This is a genomic window from Krasilnikovia cinnamomea (genome assembly GCF_004217545.1).
GTDB classification, from domain to species: domain Bacteria; phylum Actinomycetota; class Actinomycetes; order Mycobacteriales; family Micromonosporaceae; genus Actinoplanes; species Actinoplanes cinnamomeus.
Genome location: NZ_SHKY01000001.1, coordinates 6239376 through 6259355 on the forward strand (window position 1 = coordinate 6239376; position 19980 = coordinate 6259355).

General features: G+C 72.1%; 15 protein-coding genes and 1 pseudogene. 10 read left to right on the plus strand and 6 right to left on the minus strand.

Translation table 11 applies throughout. From position 1 onward, the window contains the following. Nucleotides 1-202: 202 nt before the first annotated feature. Nucleotides 203-1168, plus strand: coding sequence for a hypothetical protein (locus tag EV385_RS28120; RefSeq protein WP_130512181.1), 966 nt, complete (start codon nucleotides 203-205; stop codon nucleotides 1166-1168). 85 nt (nucleotides 1169-1253) lie between these two features. On the opposite strand, the pseudogene EV385_RS28125 reads toward EV385_RS28120, so the two are convergent. Both EV385_RS28125 and EV385_RS28130 read right to left on the minus strand, forming a co-directional pair. Next, nucleotides 1254-2204: pseudogene (locus EV385_RS28125) on the minus strand (GH12 family glycosyl hydrolase domain-containing protein). Nucleotides 2205-2326: 122 nt separating this feature from the next. Then, a complete protein-coding gene (locus EV385_RS28130) occupies nucleotides 2327-3013 on the minus strand; it encodes a TetR/AcrR family transcriptional regulator (protein WP_130512182.1) in 687 nt (228 codons plus the stop codon). Between the two features lie 90 nt (nucleotides 3014-3103). Here EV385_RS28130 and EV385_RS28135 point away from each other — a divergent pair, with 90 nt between their 5' ends. From EV385_RS28135 to EV385_RS28160, 6 genes are all read left to right on the plus strand, one after another. Further along, nucleotides 3104-4693 carry an acyl-CoA mutase large subunit family protein gene (locus tag EV385_RS28135; RefSeq protein ID WP_130512183.1) on the plus strand — a complete coding sequence of 530 codons (1590 nt, stop codon included), beginning with the start codon at nucleotides 3104-3106 and terminating at the stop codon, nucleotides 4691-4693. A 25-nt stretch (nucleotides 4694-4718) separates the two neighbouring features. After that, nucleotides 4719-6290, plus strand: a complete 1572-nt coding sequence (locus EV385_RS28140) for an acyl-CoA carboxylase subunit beta (RefSeq protein ID WP_130512184.1) — start codon at nucleotides 4719-4721, stop codon at nucleotides 6288-6290. Nucleotides 6291-6304: 14 nt separating this feature from the next. Continuing rightward, the gene (locus tag EV385_RS28145; protein WP_130512185.1) at nucleotides 6305-6505 is read left to right on the plus strand and encodes an acyl-CoA carboxylase subunit epsilon; all 201 of its coding nucleotides are present in this window, start codon (nucleotides 6305-6307) and stop codon (nucleotides 6503-6505) included. A 17-nt stretch (nucleotides 6506-6522) separates the two neighbouring features. After that, nucleotides 6523-6948, plus strand: a complete 426-nt coding sequence (locus EV385_RS28150; protein WP_242625114.1) for a cobalamin B12-binding domain-containing protein — start codon at nucleotides 6523-6525, stop codon at nucleotides 6946-6948. After that, complete coding sequence (locus EV385_RS28155; protein WP_130513615.1) at nucleotides 6945-8717, plus strand: acetyl/propionyl/methylcrotonyl-CoA carboxylase subunit alpha; 1773 nt, start codon at nucleotides 6945-6947, stop codon at nucleotides 8715-8717. The genes EV385_RS28150 and EV385_RS28155 overlap by 4 nt, the downstream gene beginning before the upstream one ends. A gap of 183 nt (nucleotides 8718-8900) precedes the next feature. After that, the gene (locus EV385_RS28160) at nucleotides 8901-12107 is read left to right on the plus strand and encodes a vWA domain-containing protein (RefSeq protein ID WP_130512187.1); all 3207 of its coding nucleotides are present in this window, start codon (nucleotides 8901-8903) and stop codon (nucleotides 12105-12107) included. 63 nt (nucleotides 12108-12170) lie between these two features. Here EV385_RS28160 and EV385_RS28165 read toward each other — a convergent pair whose 3' ends face one another. Both EV385_RS28165 and EV385_RS28170 read right to left on the minus strand, forming a co-directional pair. Continuing rightward, nucleotides 12171-13481: a M20/M25/M40 family metallo-hydrolase gene (locus tag EV385_RS28165; protein ID WP_130512188.1), complete on the minus strand. Its 1311-nt coding sequence runs from the start codon at nucleotides 13479-13481 to the stop codon at nucleotides 12171-12173. Further along, nucleotides 13474-14871, minus strand: coding sequence for a C39 family peptidase (locus EV385_RS28170; RefSeq protein WP_242625115.1), 1398 nt, complete (start codon nucleotides 14869-14871; stop codon nucleotides 13474-13476). The genes EV385_RS28165 and EV385_RS28170 overlap by 8 nt, the downstream gene beginning before the upstream one ends. A gap of 157 nt (nucleotides 14872-15028) precedes the next feature. On the opposite strand from EV385_RS28170, the gene EV385_RS28175 reads away from it, so the two are divergent. From EV385_RS28175 to EV385_RS28185, 3 genes are all read left to right on the plus strand, one after another. After that, nucleotides 15029-16039 (plus strand): N-acetylglucosamine kinase, encoded by a 1011-nt coding sequence (locus EV385_RS28175; RefSeq protein ID WP_130512189.1) that lies wholly within the window; start codon nucleotides 15029-15031, stop codon nucleotides 16037-16039. Then, nucleotides 16040-17167, plus strand: coding sequence for an N-acetylglucosamine kinase (locus EV385_RS28180; protein WP_130512190.1), 1128 nt, complete (start codon nucleotides 16040-16042; stop codon nucleotides 17165-17167). Nucleotides 17168-17318: 151 nt separating this feature from the next. Continuing rightward, nucleotides 17319-18116, plus strand: coding sequence for a DeoR/GlpR family DNA-binding transcription regulator (locus EV385_RS28185; RefSeq protein ID WP_130512191.1), 798 nt, complete (start codon nucleotides 17319-17321; stop codon nucleotides 18114-18116). A gap of 11 nt (nucleotides 18117-18127) precedes the next feature. Here the strand turns inward: EV385_RS28185 and EV385_RS28190 are convergent, their stop codons facing one another. Both EV385_RS28190 and EV385_RS28195 read right to left on the minus strand, forming a co-directional pair. Beyond that, nucleotides 18128-19057, minus strand: a complete 930-nt coding sequence (locus EV385_RS28190) for a carbohydrate ABC transporter permease (protein WP_130512192.1) — start codon at nucleotides 19055-19057, stop codon at nucleotides 18128-18130. A 14-nt stretch (nucleotides 19058-19071) separates the two neighbouring features. Further along, the gene (locus tag EV385_RS28195; RefSeq protein ID WP_130512193.1) at nucleotides 19072-19980 is read right to left on the minus strand and encodes a carbohydrate ABC transporter permease; all 909 of its coding nucleotides are present in this window, start codon (nucleotides 19978-19980) and stop codon (nucleotides 19072-19074) included.

Consider the following 19980-nt stretch of genomic DNA (forward strand, 5'->3'; position numbering starts at 1 on the left):
TCCAGAGCGGATGTCATCGACCTATGCATCGAACACGATGAATGCATTTGTGGGAAGTCCGTGTTGCAGCCGAGCGCCCTCCCGGCCGCTGCGATCTCCCAGGATTCTGGGCCCGGCCGCGCTCCAAGGTGGCCCCGTTTCCGCCCCTTCGGGTGGCCCATTCGCGCGCGACATACGTCCGCACGGAGGCGATCATGCAGTCATGGCACTTCCATCGCACGAGTTTGTGATCGCCGAGGTCGACCGCGAGTTCCATCTGCAACATCCGGAAGCTCCCGAGCATCTCGACCCCAACGACCCGGCCCAGGCCGAGCTGGTTCAGCAGTGGAACGCGATGTACCACGAGTTCCTCAGCGCCACGGTGGACAGCCACTTCTTCCGCTTCTTCCCGCACGCCCCGCGGCAACTGGACCCCAACGACCCGGATCAGGCCCAGCTCGTCGAGTACTGGACCGACCTGCGCGACGCCATCGTCACCGGCACCTCCAGGTACGACTGGAGCACGCCGCCGCAGACCAACGAGAACACCGCCGCCGGCGACACCGGCGCCCACACCGACGGCAGCGGTCAGGCGGTCGCGGCGGGCGGTGCGGCGCCCGACGTCGACGTGCACATGGACCAGAGTCAGTTCCTGGAATTCGTGCACCTGTGCCTGGAAGGTGCCCACATCATCGGCGACACCGCCGAGGTGCTCGGCAACCTGTCACTGGCCGCCGGGGCCAGCGAGGAGGCGGCCGTGGTGCTGCTGGGTGAAGCGCTCGGGCCGGTCGGCATGATCGCTTCGACGATCATCATGGGCTGGGAGGTGGTGAACGCCTTCGGCACCGGCGAGCGCCTGCAGGAGCAGCAGGGCTTCTGCTACGGCGTGATGTGGCAGGTCTGCGGCCTGCCCGATCAGGCGAAGGGTTTCATCGACTGGGCGCCCAACACCGCGGACGAATTGAAGGAAGCCTTCTACTCGGGAGTGGCCGAGGGCCGGCAGAAGGCCAGCGACCCGGCCGTGCACAACCGCGCGATGCTGGCCATCGCGTACTACCAGGCTCACGGCAGCGACCTGGACTGGTCCCGCCACTACGTCCTCAACGACCTGTGGCATCACGTCCGCGAGTCCGGCCTCGGCAACGAGTTCATCACCTGGCCGGACCCGGAGGACATGCAGCCGCTGTGACTACTCCGTACCCGGCGCTCGATACTGCCGGCGGCCGCCCGGCGTCGAGACCTCCTCCCTGCCTACCGAACCGGGCGCGCCGTCCTCAGCCTTTGGCGCAGGCGGCGCCGTTGAGGGTGAACGCCGCCGGGGTGGCGAAGGTACCGGCGTAGGTGCCCTGTAATCCGAAGGACTGGCTGCCCCGGGCGGGGATGCCGCCGTTGTAGGACCCGCCCGGTCAGACGTTCGTCCGGTAGGCGACGGTGCAGTCCGTTCGTGTGGTGGGTGGTGTGCTGCCGCCACCGTTCACGGTGGCCGAGAAGGACTTCACCGCGAGCCCGGTGCCGCCGATCCACGGTTCGAATCCGGCCTGGATGCTGGTCAGATACCAGGCGCCGGTGATGGCGCCACGATTGCGTACGTCGGTGATGAAGTCCAGCACGCTGAATCCCAGGGTGGTGATCGGGGCCGGGGCGACGTAGCTGACGACCTCGTTCTGGCCGTTGCTGCCGCGCCAGACCTCCCACGTGCGGCCGCCGATCGTGGCGGTGCCGACGACGGATCCGATCGGCTGGATGGCCCCCTGGCGGTTGAACCAGATCATGATCTCCTGCTGGTTCACGCCGTCGGTCTTCGGCGCCGGATCGAGCCAGATGTCGTACGCGGCGTTGTAGGTGGCGCCGCCGACGAAGCCGTACTCGATGCTGCTGGTCGCGCTGGTGATCTGGTCGACCCGCAGTGGCAGGTTCGTGCCGGGTGAGCAGGTGGTGTAGTGGCAGCCGTAGTAGACCGCCGGGTACGACACCGGGGCGCCGCTGGTGTTGCCGACCCCCTGCTGGCTGGCGATGGCGAAGCCGGTCGCGGTGACGGTGATGCACTGCTCGGCTGAGGTGCCCCAGCGGTTGTTCATCACGACGTAGCGGCCGCCGATGGTCGTGGAGCCGAACTGCTCGCAGATCCGGGTGTCGGCCTGTGCCGGCGGGGCGAGGACGATCGCGGTCAGCGAACCGGTGGCGAGCAGGCTGGCGGCGAGGGCGGCGCGGAGGAGGCGTCTCATGACACTCCTAGCGTTGGGGGCTCCCCGGGGATGAAGGGAGTGGGAGCGCTCCCATCGACGGTAGCGCAGATCGAAGGATGTGAAAATAGTGTTGCCGGATAGTTTCGGGCCGAAGCGCCGGCTCAGTGGATGGACCCGTCCTCGACGAGCCGCCTCAGCGACGGCAGCAGGGTATCGAGGTCGGTGGAGGTGGTGAACGCGACGATGGTGGTGCCCTGGTCGTGACCGTCGCGCTGCTCCGTGGGGGCCGGGAAGAGTCGCAGGACCTCGCGCATCGCGTCGTCGACCTCGGTCACCGGATCCGCGGACTCGCCGCGCAACCACCGGCGCAGCACATGGTTGTGTGCCGCGGCGACGGACGCCGCCATGAGCTCGGCCCGCAGTGACGCAGACTCGGTCGGGTCGCCCATCCAGTCGGCGATGAACTCGCGGAACAGGCGCTGGTAGCGGGCCACGCTCGCGATCTCGCGGTCGCGCAGGGCGGGCACCTTGCTGGTCAGGGCGTACCGGCGGCGCGCGATGTCGCCTTCATCGATGTAGTGCAGCAGGACCAGCCGGACCGCGTCCGAGACGGCGATCAGGGCCGTGCTGTGGTTCGAGGTCGCCAGCCGGTCCCGGATCAGCGCGAGAAGCCGGTCGTGGTCCGGGAAGATGACCTCTTCCTTCGACCGGTAGTTCCGGAAGAACGTCGTACGTCCCACCCCGGCCCGCTCGGCGATGTCATCGATGGTGGTCTGCTCGTACCCGCGTTCGTCGAAGAGTGCGAAGGCGGCCTCGCCGAGCCGGACGCGCGTGGATGGCTTGCTCATGGGCGCCCATTCTTCCCGGTGGTCGACCTCTTGTCCTGCGCAGTGGTACCGAGTACCGTCATCACGATACTCAGTACCGGGAGGTTGGGGATGGATTTCCTAGCGACGACCGAGTCCGGTCTGCCGATCCCGCCGGTCTGCGACAGCCGGGCCCTGGCGGACTTCGACGCCGACGCCAAGCTGGGCGCACCGGGCAGCTTCCCGTTCACCCGGGGCGTCTATCCGTCGATGTACGCCGGCCGGCCCTGGACGATGCGGCAGTACGCGGGGTTCGGTACCGCGAAAGAGTCCAACGAGCGTTACCACCAGCTCGTCGGTGCCGGAACGGGCGGCCTCAGCGTGGCCTTCGACCTGCCGACGCAGATGGGCTACGACTCCGACGACCCGATCGCCCGTGGTGAGGTCGGCAAGGTCGGCGTGGCGATCGACTCGATCGACGACATGCGCACGCTGTTCCACGGACTGCCGCTGGACCAGGTGTCGACCTCGATGACGATCAACGCGCCCGCCGCCCCGCTGCTCCTGCTGTACGAGCTGGTCGCGGCCGAGCAGGGCGTGCCGGGCTCCCGGCTGACCGGCACGATCCAGAACGACGTCCTCAAGGAGTACATCGCCCGCGGGACCTACATTTTCCCGCCCAAGCAGTCGTTGCGGCTGATCAGCGACATCTTCGCCTACTGCCACCGGGAACTGCCGCGCTGGAACACCATCTCAATCTCCGGCTACCACATGGCCGAGGCGGGAGCCACGCCCGCGCAGGAGGTCGCGTTCACCCTCGCCAACGCCAAGGAGTACGTACGGGCCGCGATCGCCGCCGGCCTGGACGTCGACGCCTTCGCGCCACGGCTGTCCTTCTTCTTCGTCGCCCGCACCACCGTGCTGGAAGAGGTCGCCAAGTTCCGCGCCGCGCGCCGGATCTGGGCCCGCATCATGCGCGACGAGTTCGGCGCCCGGAACCCCAAGTCGCAGATGCTGCGCTTCCACACCCAGACCGCAGGCGTGCAACTGACCGCGCAGCAGCCCGAGGTCAACCTCGTCCGCGTGGCGTTGCAGGGCCTGGGCGCGGTGCTGGGCGGCACCCAGTCCCTGCACACCAACTCGTACGACGAGGCGATCGCGCTGCCCACCCAGAAGGCGGCCCGCCTCGCCCTGCGCACCCAGCAGGTCATCGCCCACGAGACGGACCTGACCAAGATCGTGGACCCGTTCGCGGGGTCGTACGTCATGGAGTCGATGACCGACGACCTGGAGGCCGCGGCGTGCGAGCTCATCCGGGCCGTCGAGGACCGCGGCGGCGCGGTCGCCGCGATCGAGCAGGGCTTCCAGAAGTCGGAGATCGAGAACTCCGCCTACCGCATCGCGCTGCAGATCGACAACGGCGAACGGACCGTGGTCGGCGTCAACAAGTACGCACTGGACGAGGAAGAGGTCTACGAGCCGCTGCGCGTCGACCCGGCGATCGAGACCGACCAGCGGGAACGCCTCGCCGCCCTGCGCGCCGAACGCGACAACGGCGCCGTCGAGCGGGCGTTGGAGGCGCTGCGCACCGCCGCCCGCAGCACGTCCGAGAACGTCCTGCCCCCGATGCGCGAGGCCCTGCGGTCACGCGCCACCGTCGGCGAGGTTTCCCATGCCCTGCGCGACGTGTGGGGCGTGTACGTCCCCCACGACGCCTTCTGAGCACCGAGAGATCCGGGTGGACAGCATGGCCGACATCGACATCATCATCACCACCACCGCCGGCAAGCTCGCGGATCTGCGGAGTCGCGTCGAGCAGGCGGCGCAGCCCGGCTCGGAGCGGGCGGTGGCAAAGCACCACGCGGCGGGCAAACTGACGGCGCGCGAACGTATCGATCTGCTGCTGGACGAGGGCTCGTTCGTGCAGCTCGACGAGTTCGCCCGGCATCGCACGAGCCAGTTCGGCCTCGCCGCCACCCGGCCGTACGGCGATGGCGTCGTCACCGGCTACGGCAGCGTCGACGGGCGGCCGGTGGCGGTCTTCGCGCAGGACTTCACCGTGTTCGGCGGCGCGCTGGGCGAGGTCCACGGGCAGAAGATCGCCAAGGTGATGGATTTCGCGCTCAGGACGGGCTGCCCGGTGATCGGGATCAACGACTCCGGCGGCGCCCGCATCCAGGAGGGCGTGGCCGCGCTCGGCGCGTACGGTGAGATCTTCCGCCGCAATACGCACGCGAGCGGTGTCATTCCGCAGATCTCGCTGATCGTCGGCCCCTGCGCGGGCGGCGCCGTCTACTCCCCGGCCATCACCGACTTCACCGTCATGGTCGAGCAGACCTCGCACATGTTCATCACCGGCCCGGACGTCATCAGGACCGTCACGGGGGAGGACGTCGGCTTCGAGGAGCTCGGCGGCGCGCGCACCCACAACACGGTGTCCGGGGTGGCCCACTACCTCGCGGGCGACGAGAAGGACGCCATCGACTACGTCCGGCAACTGCTGTCCTACCTGCCGTCGAACAATCTCAGCGATCCGCCCGCCTTCGACGCCGACGCGGACCTCTCGCTCACCGACACCGACCGCGAGCTGGACACCCTGATCCCGGACAGCGCGAACCAGCCCTACGACATGCGTACCGTCATCGAGCACGTGCTGGACGACGCGGAGTTTCTCGAGACCCAGCCGCTGTTCGCGCCGAACATCGTGACCGGCTTCGGCCGGGTGGAGGGCCGGCCGGTCGGCATCGTCGCCAACCAGCCGATGCGCTTCGCCGGCTGCCTCGACATCGACGCCAGTGAGAAGGCCGCCCGGTTCGTGCGCACCTGCGACGCGTTCAACCTGCCGGTGCTGACGTTCGTGGACGTCCCCGGATTCCTGCCGGGCGTCGGCCAGGAGCACGACGGCATCATCCGGCGCGGCGCGAAACTGATCTATGCGTACGCCGAGGCGACCGTGCCACTGATCACGGTGATCACCCGCAAGGCGTTCGGCGGCGCCTACGACGTGATGGGTTCCAAGCATCTGGGCGCCGACCTCAACCTGGCGTGGCCGACCGCGCAGATCGCCGTCATGGGTGCGCAGGGCGCGGTCAGTGTCCTGCATCGGCGCACCCTCGCCGAGGACGAGTCGCAGCGCGCCCGGCTGATCCAGGAGTACGAGGACACGCTGCTCAACCCGTACGTGGCGGCCGAACGCGGCTATCTCGACGCGGTGATCCTGCCTGCGGACACGCGGCGCCACATCGTGCGGGGACTGCGGCAGTTGCGCACCAAACGGGAAAGCCTGCCCCCGAAGAAGCACGGCAACATCCCTCTGTAGAGCGGGGAATCGACATGACGATCAACGTGGTGCGCGGTGACCCGAGCGCCGAGGAACTGGCCGCCGTGGTGACTGTGCTTCTGTCCGCCACCGTCACCGCGGACCCGGCCCGGGACCGCCCGCAGACCAGCGCCTGGGCCGCACCCCACCGCGTGCTGCGCACCGCGCACGCCTACGGCCGCGTCGGCTGGCGCGCCTCGTCCTTCCCCCGATGAACCCGAACGGAGAGTCCGTGAACAGCACGCCACGCCACGTACGGATAGTGATCGCGAAGCCGGGCCTGGACGGCCACGACCGGGGCGCGAAGGTGGTCGCGCGCGCCCTGCGCGATGCGGGCCACGAGGTCATCTACACGGGCCTGCACCAGACCCCCGAGCAGATCGTCGCCACCGTCCTCGCCGAGGACGCTGCCGTACTGGGCCTGTCCATCCTCTCGGGAGCCCATCTGACCATCGTCGAGCGGGTCACCCACCTGCTGAGGCAGGCCGGCGCGGACGATGTCCGCATCCTGGTCGGCGGCATCATCCCGGACGCGGACATCCCCACCCTCGAAGCCATGGGCGTGGATGCCACGTTCACCCCCGGCGCGGAGATCCGCCACATCCTCGCGGCGGTCGGCCGGCTGCGCGAGACCGACCTGGTGGAGGTGCCATGCTGAGCAAGGTGCTCATCGCCAACCGCGGTGAGATCGCGGTCCGGGTGGCCCGGGCCTGCCGGGACGCGGGGATCGCGAGCGTGGCCGTCTACGCCGACCCGGACCGGGACGCCCTGCACGTCCGCGCCGCGGACGAGGCGTTCGCCCTGGGCGGGGACACCCCGGCCAGCAGCTACCTCGACGTCGACAAGATCCTCGGTGCGGCCCGCGCGTCGGGCGCCGACGCCGTGCACCCCGGCTACGGCTTCCTCTCCGAGAACGCCGACTTCGCCCAGGCCGTCCTCGACGCGGGTCTGATCTGGATCGGCCCACCCCCGCAGGCCATCCGCGACCTGGGCGACAAGGTCGCCGCCCGGCACATCGCCCAGCGGGCGGGCGCCCCGCTGGTCGCCGGCACCCCGGACCCGGTGGCGGGCAGCGCCGAGGTCGTCGCGTTCGCCGACGTGCACGGCCTGCCGGTCGCCATCAAGGCCGCATTCGGTGGCGGCGGGCGGGGCCTCAAGGTCGCCCGCACCCGGGAAGAGATTCCCGAACTGTACGAGTCGGCCGTCCGCGAAGCCGTCGCCGCCTTCGGCCGGGGCGAGTGTTTCGTCGAGCGCTACCTCGACCGGCCCCGGCACGTCGAGACCCAGTGCCTCGCCGACCGCCACGGCAACGTCGCCGTGATCTCCACCCGTGACTGCTCCCTGCAACGGCGCCACCAGAAGCTCGTCGAGGAAGCGCCCGCGCCGTTCCTGTCCGACGCGCAGGTCGCCGAGCTGTATGCCGCGTCCAAGGCCATCCTCAAGGAGGCCGGCTATGTCGGCGCCGGCACCGTCGAGTTCCTGGTCGGCAGCGACGGCACGATCTCGTTCCTGGAGGTCAACACCCGGCTGCAGGTGGAGCATCCGGTCACCGAGGAGGTCTCCGGAATCGACCTGGTGCGCGAGATGTTCCGGATCGCCGACGGCGAGGAACTCGGCTACACCGACCCGCCGCTGCGGGGTCACTCGTTCGAATTCCGGATCAACGGGGAGGACCCGGGACGCAACTTCCTCCCGGCTCCCGGCGCGATCACCCGTTTCGAGCCGCCGACCGGACCCGGCGTCCGTCTCGACACCGGCGTCGAGGCCGGCAGCGTGATCGGTCCGGCCTGGGACTCGCTGCTGGCCAAGCTCATCGTCACCGGCGCCACCCGCGAGCAGGCCCTCCAACGCTCCGCGCGGGCGTTGGCGGAGCTGGCCATCGAGGGCATGGCCACGGCGGTCCCGTTTCACCGTGCCGTGGTCACCGACCCAGCCTTCGCCCCCGAGCTGTCCGGCCGCGCAGGACCGTTCACCGTCCACACCCGATGGATCGAAACCGAATTCGTCAACGACATCCCGCCATTCGGTGCGGCCGCCGCCGGGCAAGCGGGGGAGGACCACCCCCGGGAAACCATCGTGGTCGAGGTCGGTGGCAAGCGGTTGGAGGTCCGCCTCCCCTCGGATCTGGGTACGTCGCGAGCCCGCGGCCCGCGCGTGCCCGGCGCCCGGCCCACGCACCGGGCGGCGGCGAAGTCCACGCCGCCCACCTCCGGTGACGCCCTGACGGCACCGATGCAGGGCACCGTCGTCAAGGTCGCCGTCGAAGAAGGCGACGAGGTCAAGGAAGGCGACCTGATCGTCGTCGTGGAGGCGATGAAGATGGAGCAGCCGCTGACCGCGCACCGCTCGGGCACGGTCACCGGACTTGCCGCCGAGGTCGGCGCCGCCGTCACCGCCGGAACGCTCATTTGCGACATCAAGTCCTGACGGTACGTGTGCCTGCGGCGTCATCGAAAACCAGGGGGACCATGTCCGAAATCTCGCTGCGGCCCTGACCGCGCCAACTGCGCCCGATCGGGCGAGACAAACGATCGCGACGGCAGGCAGAATGGCGCGTCCGTGTCCTGGGGCGTGCCGCCTCACGCGCCCGATCTGAGGAGTGGCACCGCGATGCGCCAGCCCGATGGCTTCGAATCGATCCCGCCCGCGGCTTCCGGCGGGGTGAGCCGGCGCTCCCTGCTCGCGTTCGTGACGGCGGTGTCCGCCGCGGCGTTGACCGGCTGCGGCCTGTTCGACGACGACGAGCCCGGTCCGGACGCCGATGGTGCGTTCGGCCTGTGGGAGCAGCTGCGGACCTCGGTCCGGGCCAGCCCGGACCACGTCGCCGCGGCGGCCGAGCGGGTGGTGGCCGGCAAGGATCCGGAGGCCATCCTCGCTTTCGTGCGCGATCAGATCGTCGTGTACCCGTCCGTGGGCCGTTCGCTCGATCTGGTCGGCGACACCAGGTGGGGCGTGCGCGGCACGCTGCGCGGCGGCGCCGGGTCCGCGCGGGACAAGGTCGAGACGCTGGCCGACCTGTACCGGCGGGCGGGCTTCAAGGCGGAGGTGCTGGTCGGGGAGCTGGCCGACGACGTCGACCTGAACAGCGTCTTCCGGCCGGTGCGCCGCTCGTTCGAGCCGAAGGCGGACGAGGACACGATCGCGCGCTGGCACAGGGCCATCGGGAAGCCGGCCACCACCGCGAGCGACCGTCTCGCCGCGGTCCGTGACGAGGCCAAGGCGCGTACCGACCTGGCCCGGCAGCTCGCCGACGCGCTGCCGTCGCGGCGCGCGGCGGAACCGGCGGCGTCGCGCGACCGCCGCGTACCGTTGGTGAAGGTCGTCGTGAACGGCAAGGAGACGTACGCGAACCCGCTCGTCGCCGGGGCCAAGCTCGGGGCGACGCACACCACCGGCGAGCCGTCGCGCGGCTACCTCGGTGCGGGGTCGGGTCTGTCGGTGGAGGTGCGGCTGCTGGCCGCGACGACCGCGGAACCCACACTCCCCACGACCCTGGTCAAGGCCGAGTACCACGCCGAGGATCTGATCGGGCGGCAGCTGCACGTGGCGTTCCGGCCCACCGCCGAGATGGCAGAGCTGATCCACCTGCGGCCGCAGGACCTCAACACGTTCACCCCGACGCTGGCCGTGGCCGGGCCGGGACTGGCCGCGGACGCCGCGGCGAAGCTCGCCTTCAGCGGATCGGCGATCTCGCTCACCGGCCAGGTGATCGAGGTCAAGGACGATGAGGTGCTGGTCGACGGCGAACCACTGGAGGCCCCCGCGCAAGCCGACCCCCGCGCGGGCGAACGGGTGGCCAAGCTCCAGGTCGACGCCGCCGGTGGCGGCTTCCCGGACGTCTCGCTGCGGGTCAGCGCGTTCGACGCGGCGGGCAAGCCGGTGACCGGTCTGCCCGCGTCCGCGTTCCAGCTCGCCGAGGACCAGACGAAACTGGCCCTGCGGCTGACCGCCAACAAGCAGCAACCTCCGCGCGTGATGCTGGTGTTCGACCTCTCCGGCTCGATCAAGACCGGGCCGGAGCCGAAGGCGTTCGCCACCGAGCTGGCGCGCCGGTTGTTCGCCCGCAACCCTTCCGCGCGGGTCGGGGTCATGGCGGTCAGCGGGGGCTCGCGGCTCGACGGCTTCCCGCTGCGTACCCCGGAGGCCGTGGGCGACGCCGTGGGCAGGCAGAGCAGCGTCCGGTCGGGGATCTGGGAGTCGCTGAAGCAGGCCAACGAGGAGCGGCCCACGGTCATCGTCATCGCCAGCGACTTCGAGGACGACGAGACGGACGCCGCGCGGGTGGCGGCGATGCAGTCCCGCGTCGGCTCCGGCGCCCCCATCGTGGCCATCGGCATCGGGGACGTGAACAGGGCCACGCAGGAGAAGATCGTCGAGCTGACCGGTGGGGTGGCCACCGAGGGCAGCGACGTCGAGCGTACGGTCGCCGCCACCGACGAGTTCCTGCGGCGGCAGGAGGTCCGGCCGTACCAGTTGCGGTACCGGGCGCCGGCCGACGGTCCGGCCGAGCGGACCGTGACGCTCACCGCCGGCAAGGGGATCCGGGCCACCGCCACGTACCGGGTGCCGGCGCCGGACAAGCGGACCGCCGCTTCGGGCTTCGCCGGGATCTACCTCGGCGTGCGGGTCGGCTACGAATCCGAGGTGATTCGCGTGCTGGCGGGCGTGGACCCGGACTCCGCCGGGGACGGCCCGCTGCCCGCGACGGCGGTCGACGAGGTGCAGGGCCTGATGTTCGGCACCACGCTGGTGTCCTTTGAGGGCGCCGCCCCGTCCGTCGGCACCTGGCTCGATGACCTGCTCACCGCGCGCCTCGGCACGAAGGCGTTCGTCGAGGCGGCCGCCGCGAAGGACGAAAAGCGCCTGGTGAGTGCGCTCGAGGCAGGGCTGCCGCGCCTGCCGTCGATGGTGCCGGCCCTGCACCCGCCGGTGTCCGGCGAAGGGGACCTGACCTTCGAGACCGGTCTGCGCGCCGTTCTGCACGTCCACCGACCCCAGTTCGGAACCAGCACTCGGGTCCGGCGCGCCGACGTGCTGCCATGCACCCGGTGGGCGACTCTCGGCGGGGACCGGGTGCGGGCGTTCGACCGTACGCTGGAGCAGTCCGCCGCGCTCGCGCTCGCCGAAGGGGTCGGATTCCGGACCAGCACCTGGAGCGCGCTCAAGGGCAAACGCCTGACCCTCGTACCGAAGGGATCTGTCAGCAGCGACCAACTGGCCGCCCTGCCCGAGGCGTCGCGGGTGCAGTGGCGCAGGCTGCTCGACAACTGGGACGACTACGACCGCCTGATGCCGGCGGACGGCACCCCGGTGGCGTTCTGGGCGGTCGAGCCCGACACCGGTTCGATGCTCGGTGTGCTCGCCGACGGCAGCGGCGGCGGGGCGAGCTCGGATCCCGAACGCGACATCGCTCGCGACAGCGCCATCATCTCGCTGGTGATGTCGGCGCTCGGCCTGGGCGGGTTCGCCGTCGGCGCGTTCGTGGCCTACGGCAAGGCCATCAGCGCCCAGATGCGGCGCTACGCCCACGTGATCGAGAACCTGGATCAGCCCAACGTCGCGGAACTGGCCAAGGCCGCGAACCAGGCCGCCATCGACGACGTGACCAACGCCTTCTGGGACAAGGTCACCGGTCCGGCCGAGGCCATGGCCAAGAAGGAGCTGATGGAGAAGCTCGCGCCCTGGCTCATCAGCAGGGCGACCGGGTTGGACAAGGCCGACGCGAAGTTCCTCATCGACGCGGTGGAAGAGGTCAACGGCTATCTGGATCTGCTCGACACGGCGGTGACGGCGGCCGGGCTGGACGAAGACGAGTAGCCCGGCCGCTCGCGGCAAGCGGCGCCGGTAGCTCAGGCCCGCTCGGACGTCAGGAGCGTCACGTCAGGTCGCGAACCGGCCCGTCAGGAACCGGTCGAGGACCCGGACGCCGAAGCTGAGCGCCTCCACCGGCACCCGCTCGTCGACGCCGTGGAACATCGCGTGGTAGTCGTAGCCCGCCGGCAGGCCGAGCGGGGCGAAGCCGTAGCCGGCGATGCCGAGCCGGGCGAACTGCTTGGCGTCGGTGCCCCCGGCCATGCAGTACGGCACCACGCGTGCGGCCGGGTCCTCGGCGCGCAGCGCGGCGGCCATGTCCGCCACCGTCGGGCTCGCCAGCGGCGCTTCGAGGGGGACCTCGGAGTGCACGTACTCCCAGGTGACGTCTGGCCCGGTCAGCGTGTCCAGGGTGGCCTCGAACTCGGCGAGGTGGCCCGGCAGGACCCGGCCGTCGACGTACCCGATCGCGATGCCGGGGACCACGTTGACCTTGTCGCCGGCCTCCAGCATGGTGGGGTTGGCGCTGTTGCGCAGCGTCGAGGCGACCAGCACGCCGGCTGCGCCGAGCGCCGCGGAAAGCCCGGCGGCGTCGGCCTCAGCCAGCTCATCGGCCCGGCGTCCGGTCAGCCCGGCAAGGCATGCCCGTACGGTGGGAATGAGCCGCACCGGCCACTCGTGGCCGGCGATCCGCGTCACCGCGGCCGCGAGCTTGGCCACCGCGTTGTCCGGGTTGGCCCGCGAGCCGTGACCCGCCCTGCCCCGGGCGGTGAGGCGCAGCCACGCGGTGCCGCGCTCAGCGGCCCCGACCGGGTAGACCCGGGACCGTCCGGTGTGGACGGCGTAGCCCCCGGACTCGCCGATCGCCTCCGTGCAACCCTCGAAGAGCCCGGCGTGCCGGTCGACCAGGAACTGCGCGCCGTAGGCGGCGGTGTCCTCCTCGTCGGCCGTGAACGCGAGGACCACGTCGCGCCGTGGCCGGCGCCCCTGCCTCGCCCAGGAGCGCACCAGCGCGAGGATCATCGCGTCGGTGTTCTTCATGTCCACCGCGCCACGGCCCCAGAGCACCCCGTCCACGACCTCCCCGGACGTCGGCGGCACCCGCCAGTCCGCCGGATCGGCGGGCACCACGTCGAGGTGGCCGTGCACCAGCAGCGCGGGGCGGTGGGGCTCGGTGCCCGCGATGCGGGCGACGACGTTGGCCCGCCCCGGCGCCGACTCCAGGATCACCGGCTCCAGACCGGCCTCGGCGAGCCGGGCGGCGACGTACTCGGCGGCCGGGCGTTCGGCCCCGTCGCCGCCGCCACGGTTGGTGGTGTCGATGCGGATCAGCTCGGCGCAGAACCGGACCACCTCGGCCTCGACCAGCGGATCATTCATCGTTCGCGGTCCGTGCCAGTGGTGCTCTCCGGGTTCGCCGGGAGGTGGCTTCGCACCCGGGCCTACCAGGTGGGGTTGGCCGGGTCGGCGACCTGCGGCAGCCGCCGGCCGGGCGGCGTGAGGAGGTACGCGACGCCGCCCGAGCCGCGCCCGGTCGAGCCGTCGGCGCGGGTCCAGCGGGTGCGCAGCCACACGTTCTCGAACGCGCGGCGGGCGAAGACGTGCCGCACCGCGGCGTTGGACGTCGCCGCCGGGTCGTTGACGACCACGTCGCCGGTACGGGTGAACCCGACGACGACCCACAGATGGCCCCTGACGCGGTAGTCGGCGCCGGGGATCTCGCCCGCGTCGAACGCCTGCGACGTGCAACCGGGATGCCGTCCGCGACGAGCCGCTCCAGGTCGTCGAGTGAGCGCAGCCGCACGACCCGGGCGTTCAGGCCGTGCGCCGACGCGTACGCGGTGTTGAACGGCCAGTTCCCGGTGCCGCCGTACGCATGGTCGTAGGTGCCGCCGGCGGCTACGGCGACGCTCGGGTCGGCGTACGCGGGGTGGACCCGGGCGAGCTGATCGGGGCCGGGGTGGGCGCCCCAGAACTCCATCACCATCTCGGTCGAGGCGGGGCTGCACCAGGCCCGGCCGCCGCCGTTCCACTGCGGATACTCGCCGGCATGGACCATCTGGGAGTAGGCGGGCACCGGTAGTTCCGTACCTGAGCGGGACGCCGGCCCGGGAGTGCTGGCCGGCACCTCGGCGCGGTCCGGCACCGCCGAGACGGCCGCGGCGAGCTGCCACAGCCGTGGTGAAGTCGGCGTGCCGCTCGCCCGGTAAAGGGTGGCGCGCAGCCGGTACGCATGCACGTGATGGCCGGTGGTGGCGGTGAACGTGTCGGTGTCCACGCACCCGTACGGCGCCGCCGACGGGCTGACCGAGTGGCGGCGGATGTCGCCGTCGCCGGACGCCCACGGCCCCAGGGCCAGCCAGCCGGTGCGCGCGCCGTCCTCCATCGTGGCCTGCAGCTCCACCGTCAGCCAGGTGCCCGCCGGGGTCCGGGCGTTCCAGGAGGGCAGCACCTGGGTCGCTCCGAAGCCGAGGCGTCGCAGGGGAGAGGTCCAGGTGCCGTACTCATAGTCCTGGTCGGTGTCCAGGTACGGGTCGTGGTACCGGGTGACGCCGGCGGGTCGCGCGACCACGATGCCCAGGGGCTGTCCGGGCGCCACGCCGTCGCCGGTACCGGCGGCGAAGTCACCGGCGGTCGTCCAGGCGTGGAATTCGACGCGGGCGGCGGTGCTCGCCTTGGGCCGCGCGGCTGCGGCGCGCGCCGCACCGGCGATGCTGGTCGAGACGTCGGCGACGGCCACGTGCGCGCCGTTGGGTCGGTCACCTCGCATGGCGTCACGATCCCGCCGATCGGGTAGTACCGCAAGAACCGGCGTGGAGTTTTGTGGAATCTGTATCCATGACGGTCGAATCCTTCTCACTTCCGCGAGGGTCCTCTAATATCGGCGATCACTCTCGTGGGTGGACCGCGACGCGAACGGAGGGCCCATGCCCGACCCGACCCGCGCGTCTGCGGCGCGGCGGCCCGGCTCACTCGTCATCGGGGTCGAGGCCGGCAGCGCGATGGTGGAGGTCCTCGTGGCCACAGTGGACGGCATGCCGATGGGCGCCGGCCGGTCCGGCTCGGCCAACCCCACCGCGCTGCCCGTCGCGCAGGTCGCCGGACAGCTCGCCACCGCCGTGGCCCAGGCGCTGGCCGACGTCGACCCGGACGAGGTCGGCCGCGTGGTGGTCGGCGCGGCCGGGGTGCTGTGGTTCTCGCGGGGCACCTCGGCGACCGCCCTGGCCCAGGTCTGGGCGGCGGCGGGGCTGAGCTGCCCGGTGCGGGTGGTGCCCGACGCGGTCACCGCGTTCGCCGCGGGTACCTGCGCGCGGTCCGGCTCAGTGCTGATCGCCGGCGCTGGAGCGATCGCCGCGCACGTCGACCGCGAGGCCGTCACCGCGCGCATCGACGGCAACGGGTGGCTGGTCGGTGACGACGGCTCCGGCTTCTGGATCGGGCGCCAGGCGGTACGGGCGGTGTTCGCGGACCTCGACCGCCGGGGCGAGCCGACGCTGCTGCGCGACGCCGTCCTCGCCGCGCTGACCGGCGACGAGGACGTCCCGGCGGACCCGGCCGAGCAGGCGGAGACCCTGCGCGCCGCCGTGTACGACGGACCGCCGATAGCGCTGGCCGCGCTCGCCCCACTGGTGCCCGCCGCCGCCGAGGCCGGCGACCGGGTCGCCCAGCGCATCGTGGACCGCGCCGTCACGCTGCTGGTGGACACCGCGGCCGCCCTGGTCGGCGAGGATCCGGCCGGGCCGCTCGTGCTGGCCGGTTCGCTGCTCGGGCGCGGCGGGCCGATCGGCCGGGAGGTCGCCCGCCGCCTGGCCGGGCACGACGGCGGCCCACCCCTGCGCGCCGGCAGCGGTGCCGGCGGCGCGGCCTGGCTGGCCGCCCGGTCGCTCGCCCCGCACCTGGGGCCCGACGCGCACGCCCGGCTGACCGGCGGGGCCTGAGTGGACGGCGTCGCCGTACTCGGCCTCGATGTGGGCGGCAGCTCGACACGGGCGCTGCTGGCCACGACGCGCGGCGAGCGGATCGGATCGGGTACCGCGGCCGGTGGCAACCCCTCGGCGCACGGGGCGCGGGTCGCGGCCGGGCGGATCGCCGAGGCGGTCGGGGCCGCGCTGGCCGGCGTGGACGCCGCGACCGTACGCGGCTGTGTGGTGGGCCTCGCCGGGGTCAGCCGGTACGCCGCGGACCCGGCGACCGCAGAGGTGTTCGCGCACACCTGGCGGCGGCTCGGGCTGACCTGCCCGGTGCGGGTGGTCAGCGACGTCGCGGTGGCCTACGCCGCAGGCACGGCCCGGGCCTCGGGATCGACCCTGGTGGCGGGCACCGGCGCGATCGCCGCCGAGGTCCGCGACCGCGAGCCGGTGCGGCTGCACGACGGCTACGGCTGGCTGCTGGGCGACGACGGATCGGGCTTCTGGATCGGTCGCGAGGCCGTCCGCGCGACGCTGGCGGCGATCGACGGCCGCGCCGCGAGAACGGAGCTGGCCGACCTCGTTCTCGCCCGGTACTTCGATGGCGCGGCCGGTCTCGGCTCGGCCGGCCGCACCGATCCTGGCGCCGCTCACCGGGCCGACCTCGGCGGCGCCGGCCGGGCCGATCTGGGCGGCGCCGACCGGGCCGACCTCGGCGGCGCCGACCGGGCCGATCTGGGCGGGGGCGGCGCGGGCCTGGGCTCGGCGCAGCGGCGGCTCGCGACCTCGCTGGTTCAGGAGGTGACCCGTCGGCCCAGCGTCGCGCTGGCGAGCCTCGCGCCGCTGGTGATGCGGGCGTGCGCGAACGGCGACCCCGCCGCCGAGGGCATCGTGCGCCGCGCGGCCGACCTGCTGGTCGCCACGCTGTCGCGCGCCCGCCCGGCCGATTCCGACGCGCCGATCGTCCTGGCTGGGGCGATTCTGACCGCGTCCACCCCGGTCCAGCGGGAGGTGTTCGCCCGGGTCACCGCCCGGTGGCCCCGGTCCGGCGTGAGCGTGGCCCGCGACGGGGCGGCGGGCGCCGCCTGGCTGGCCGCCCTGCCCCACGTCACCGGCCCGGCGGCCGCCGGGGACCTGCACGCCCGCCTGCTCGCCTGAACCGGCTCCTCCGACGCGGGCGCCCGGCCCGTGACGAAGGCCGCGAACGCGAAACGCAGCATGCAACGCGACCAGGCACTCCGGCAGCTCCGTCCGGTCAGGACCGGGCAGGAATCCACAAGAGTGTCGATGGACGGCTACCCTGACCCCGGTGAAGGACGAGCTCCTGCCCGCGGTGCTGCCCGAGCAGCGGCGCCTCCAGATCGCCGCGCAACTGCGCCGCGAGACCCGCGTACGCGTCGACGAGCTGGCCCACCGGTACGCCGTGTCCGGCGAGACGATCCGGCGTGACCTGCAGGTCCTCGAAGCCCGGGGCCTGCTGCGCCGGGTCTACGGCGGCGCCGTGCCCCTCGGCGCCCGGGGCTGGGACGCCGACGGCGCGGTCGCCCGGCTGGACCCCAAGCGGGCGATCGCGGCCGCCGCAGCCGCACTGGTCGAGCCCGGCGACACCATCGTCCTCGACATCGGCACCACCGTCGCCGAGGCGGCCCGCGCGCTGCCCGCCACGTTCGCCGGGCGTGCCCTGTGCACCTCGGTGGCCGCCGCCGCCGAGCTGGCCGGCCGCGAGGGGGTCGAGGTGCACCTGGCGGGCGGGCGGCTGCGCCGGGCGGACCTCGCCTGCACCGGCCCGAGCGCCGAGCGGTTCTTCGCCGAGTTCTTCGCCGACCGCGCGTTCCTGGCCGCCGACGGGATCCACCCCCGGGCCGGTGTCACCGCCGGGCGGCTGGAGGAGGTGGCGGTCCGGCACGCCATCCTGCGTCAGTCCCGGGAGAACTACGTGCTTGCCGACGCGTCCAAACTCGGCCGGGTGGCGGTCGGCCGGGTGTGCCCGCTGTCGGACATCACGGCGGTCGTCACGGACGCCGATGCCGACCCGGACACCGTCCGTGCCCTGCAACAGGCGGGCACGAAGGTGGTGGTCGCCCCGTCGACCGCGGTCCTGGACTGACGGGGCGCCGGTCATTTCAGGTGGCCGGCGGTGAGTCCCGACTGCACCTGGCGCTGGAAGACCGCGTACGCCAGCAGCACCGGCAGCATGGCGATCGCCATCCCGGCGAAGAGCCCGCTGTAGTCGCCGGCGTAGCCCTCGCTGACCGCCAGCGCGGTGAGGCCCTGCGCGAGCACCCACCTGTCCTGCGCGCCCTCGCCCTGCATGAGCACGATCGGCAGCACGTACTGGTTCCACTGGCCCAGGAAATTGAAGATGGCCACGCTGATCAGGCCGGTGCGGGCCATCGGCAGCATGACCCGGAAGAACAGGCCGAAGTGCCCGCACCCGTCGACCAGCGCGGCCTCGCTGACCGAGGTGGGCAGGGTCCGGAAGAACGCGGTGAGGAAGAAGACCGTGAACGGCAGCGAGTACGCGGTGTACACCAGCATCAGCCCGGGCAACGTGCCCAGCAGGCCGAGGTCGCGCACGACGAAGAACAGCGGCACCAGCGCCAGGAACACCGGGAACATCATGCCGCCGGCGAACAGCAGGTACACGAGCCGGTGGCCGCGGAACGTGTAGCGGGCCAGCACGTACGCGGCCATCGAGCCGAGCAGCATGGTCAGCGTCAGCGATCCGGCGACCACGATGACGCTGTTGAGGAAGTAGCGGCCGATGCGCGCATGACTCCAGGCCCGCGCCCAGTTCTCCCAGCGCAGCGCCCCGGGCAGCCCCCACGGATCGGTGAGGATCTCCTCGTCGTTCTTGAACGAGCTGCCCAGCGCCCACAGCAGCGGGAACGTGGTCAGCACCGCCCAGCCCAGCAGGAAGAGGTGGGAGAACGCGGTCGCGGCGCGGGAGTCCCCGCGCGGCGGCCGGTCAGGGTCGGCCGGGCGCCGCGCGGGTTCGGACGCCGGAGCGGTTGCGGCCGGGGAATGGTCGAGATCGGTGCGCGTCATCCGGCGTTCCCTTGCTAGAACTCGACTCGCTCGCGCCGGGTGAGGCGCAGGGCGAGCACGGCCACGGACAGGGTGAGGAAGAGCATCGCCACGCCGATGGCGGAGGCGTAGCCGAACCGGGCCTCACCGAAAGCGGTGCTGTACAGCCGCAGACCGATCACGTCGGAGCTGAAACCGGGCCCGCCGCCGGTGACGATCTGTACGACCGCGAAGCCGTCGAGGGCCAGGATCGCGAGGTACACCCAGGCCACCTGCACGGTGTCCCACAGCAGCGGCACCGTGATCCGGCGCAAGGTGCTCGCGCGGCCGGCGCCGTCGAGCAGCGCCGCCTCGTAGATGTCGCGCGGGATGGCGTGCATCGCGGCGCTGAACAGGACGACGTAGAAGCCCACGTTGCTCCACACCAGCACGGCCAGCACACACCAGAACGCGACGTCCGGGTCGCCCAGCCACGGCCGGGTCAGCGCGTCCAGGCCGACTGCCCGCAGTGCGCCGTTGATCAGGCCGGTGTTCGGCGCGTACATCTCCTTCCAGAGCACGCCGATGACGGCCACGGAGAGCACCTGGGGGAAGAAGTAGACCAGCCGGTAGGCGGCGGCCCCCCGTACCGGCTGCACGCCCGCCGCCCTGCGCCGGCCGCCGACGGTCAGCATCGAGGCGAACAACAGGCCCAGCGCGATCGTCACGACCGGCAGCACGAGGAGCAGGACCGCGTTGTGGCCCAGCGCGTTCCAGAGGTACGGGTCCCGCGCCAGCCGCAGGAAGTTGTCCAGCCCGACGTACGAGTAGTCCGGGGACAGCCCGCCCCAGTCCGTGGTGGAGATCTGCACCGCCTGGGCGTACGGCGACAGCACGAACACGCCGTACACGGCCAGCGGGGGCAGCAGGAACGTGGCGACGAAGAGACGCTTGCCGTGCCGCAT

Excerpts from the sequence above, each read along its gene's own strand:
- EV385_RS28120 (WP_130512181.1), top strand. The coding sequence starts at position 203 with ATGGCACTTCCATCGCACGAGTTTGTGATCGCCGAGGTCGACCGCGAG.
- EV385_RS28130 (WP_130512182.1), bottom strand. The coding sequence starts at position 3,013 with ATGAGCAAGCCATCCACGCGCGTCCGGCTCGGCGAGGCCGCCTTCGCA.
- EV385_RS28135 (WP_130512183.1), top strand. The coding sequence starts at position 3,104 with ATGGATTTCCTAGCGACGACCGAGTCCGGTCTGCCGATCCCGCCGGTC.
- EV385_RS28140 (WP_130512184.1), top strand. The coding sequence starts at position 4,719 with ATGGCCGACATCGACATCATCATCACCACCACCGCCGGCAAGCTCGCG.
- EV385_RS28145 (WP_130512185.1), top strand. The coding sequence starts at position 6,305 with ATGACGATCAACGTGGTGCGCGGTGACCCGAGCGCCGAGGAACTGGCC.
- EV385_RS28160 (WP_130512187.1), top strand. The coding sequence starts at position 8,901 with ATGCGCCAGCCCGATGGCTTCGAATCGATCCCGCCCGCGGCTTCCGGC.
- EV385_RS28165 (WP_130512188.1), bottom strand. The coding sequence starts at position 13,481 with ATGAATGATCCGCTGGTCGAGGCCGAGGTGGTCCGGTTCTGCGCCGAG.
- EV385_RS28170 (WP_242625115.1), bottom strand. The coding sequence starts at position 14,871 with ATGCGAGGTGACCGACCCAACGGCGCGCACGTGGCCGTCGCCGACGTC.
- EV385_RS28175 (WP_130512189.1), top strand. The coding sequence starts at position 15,029 with ATGCCCGACCCGACCCGCGCGTCTGCGGCGCGGCGGCCCGGCTCACTC.
- EV385_RS28190 (WP_130512192.1), bottom strand. The coding sequence starts at position 19,057 with ATGACGCGCACCGATCTCGACCATTCCCCGGCCGCAACCGCTCCGGCG.
- EV385_RS28195 (WP_130512193.1), bottom strand. The coding sequence starts at position 19,980 with ATGCGGCACGGCAAGCGTCTCTTCGTCGCCACGTTCCTGCTGCCCCCG.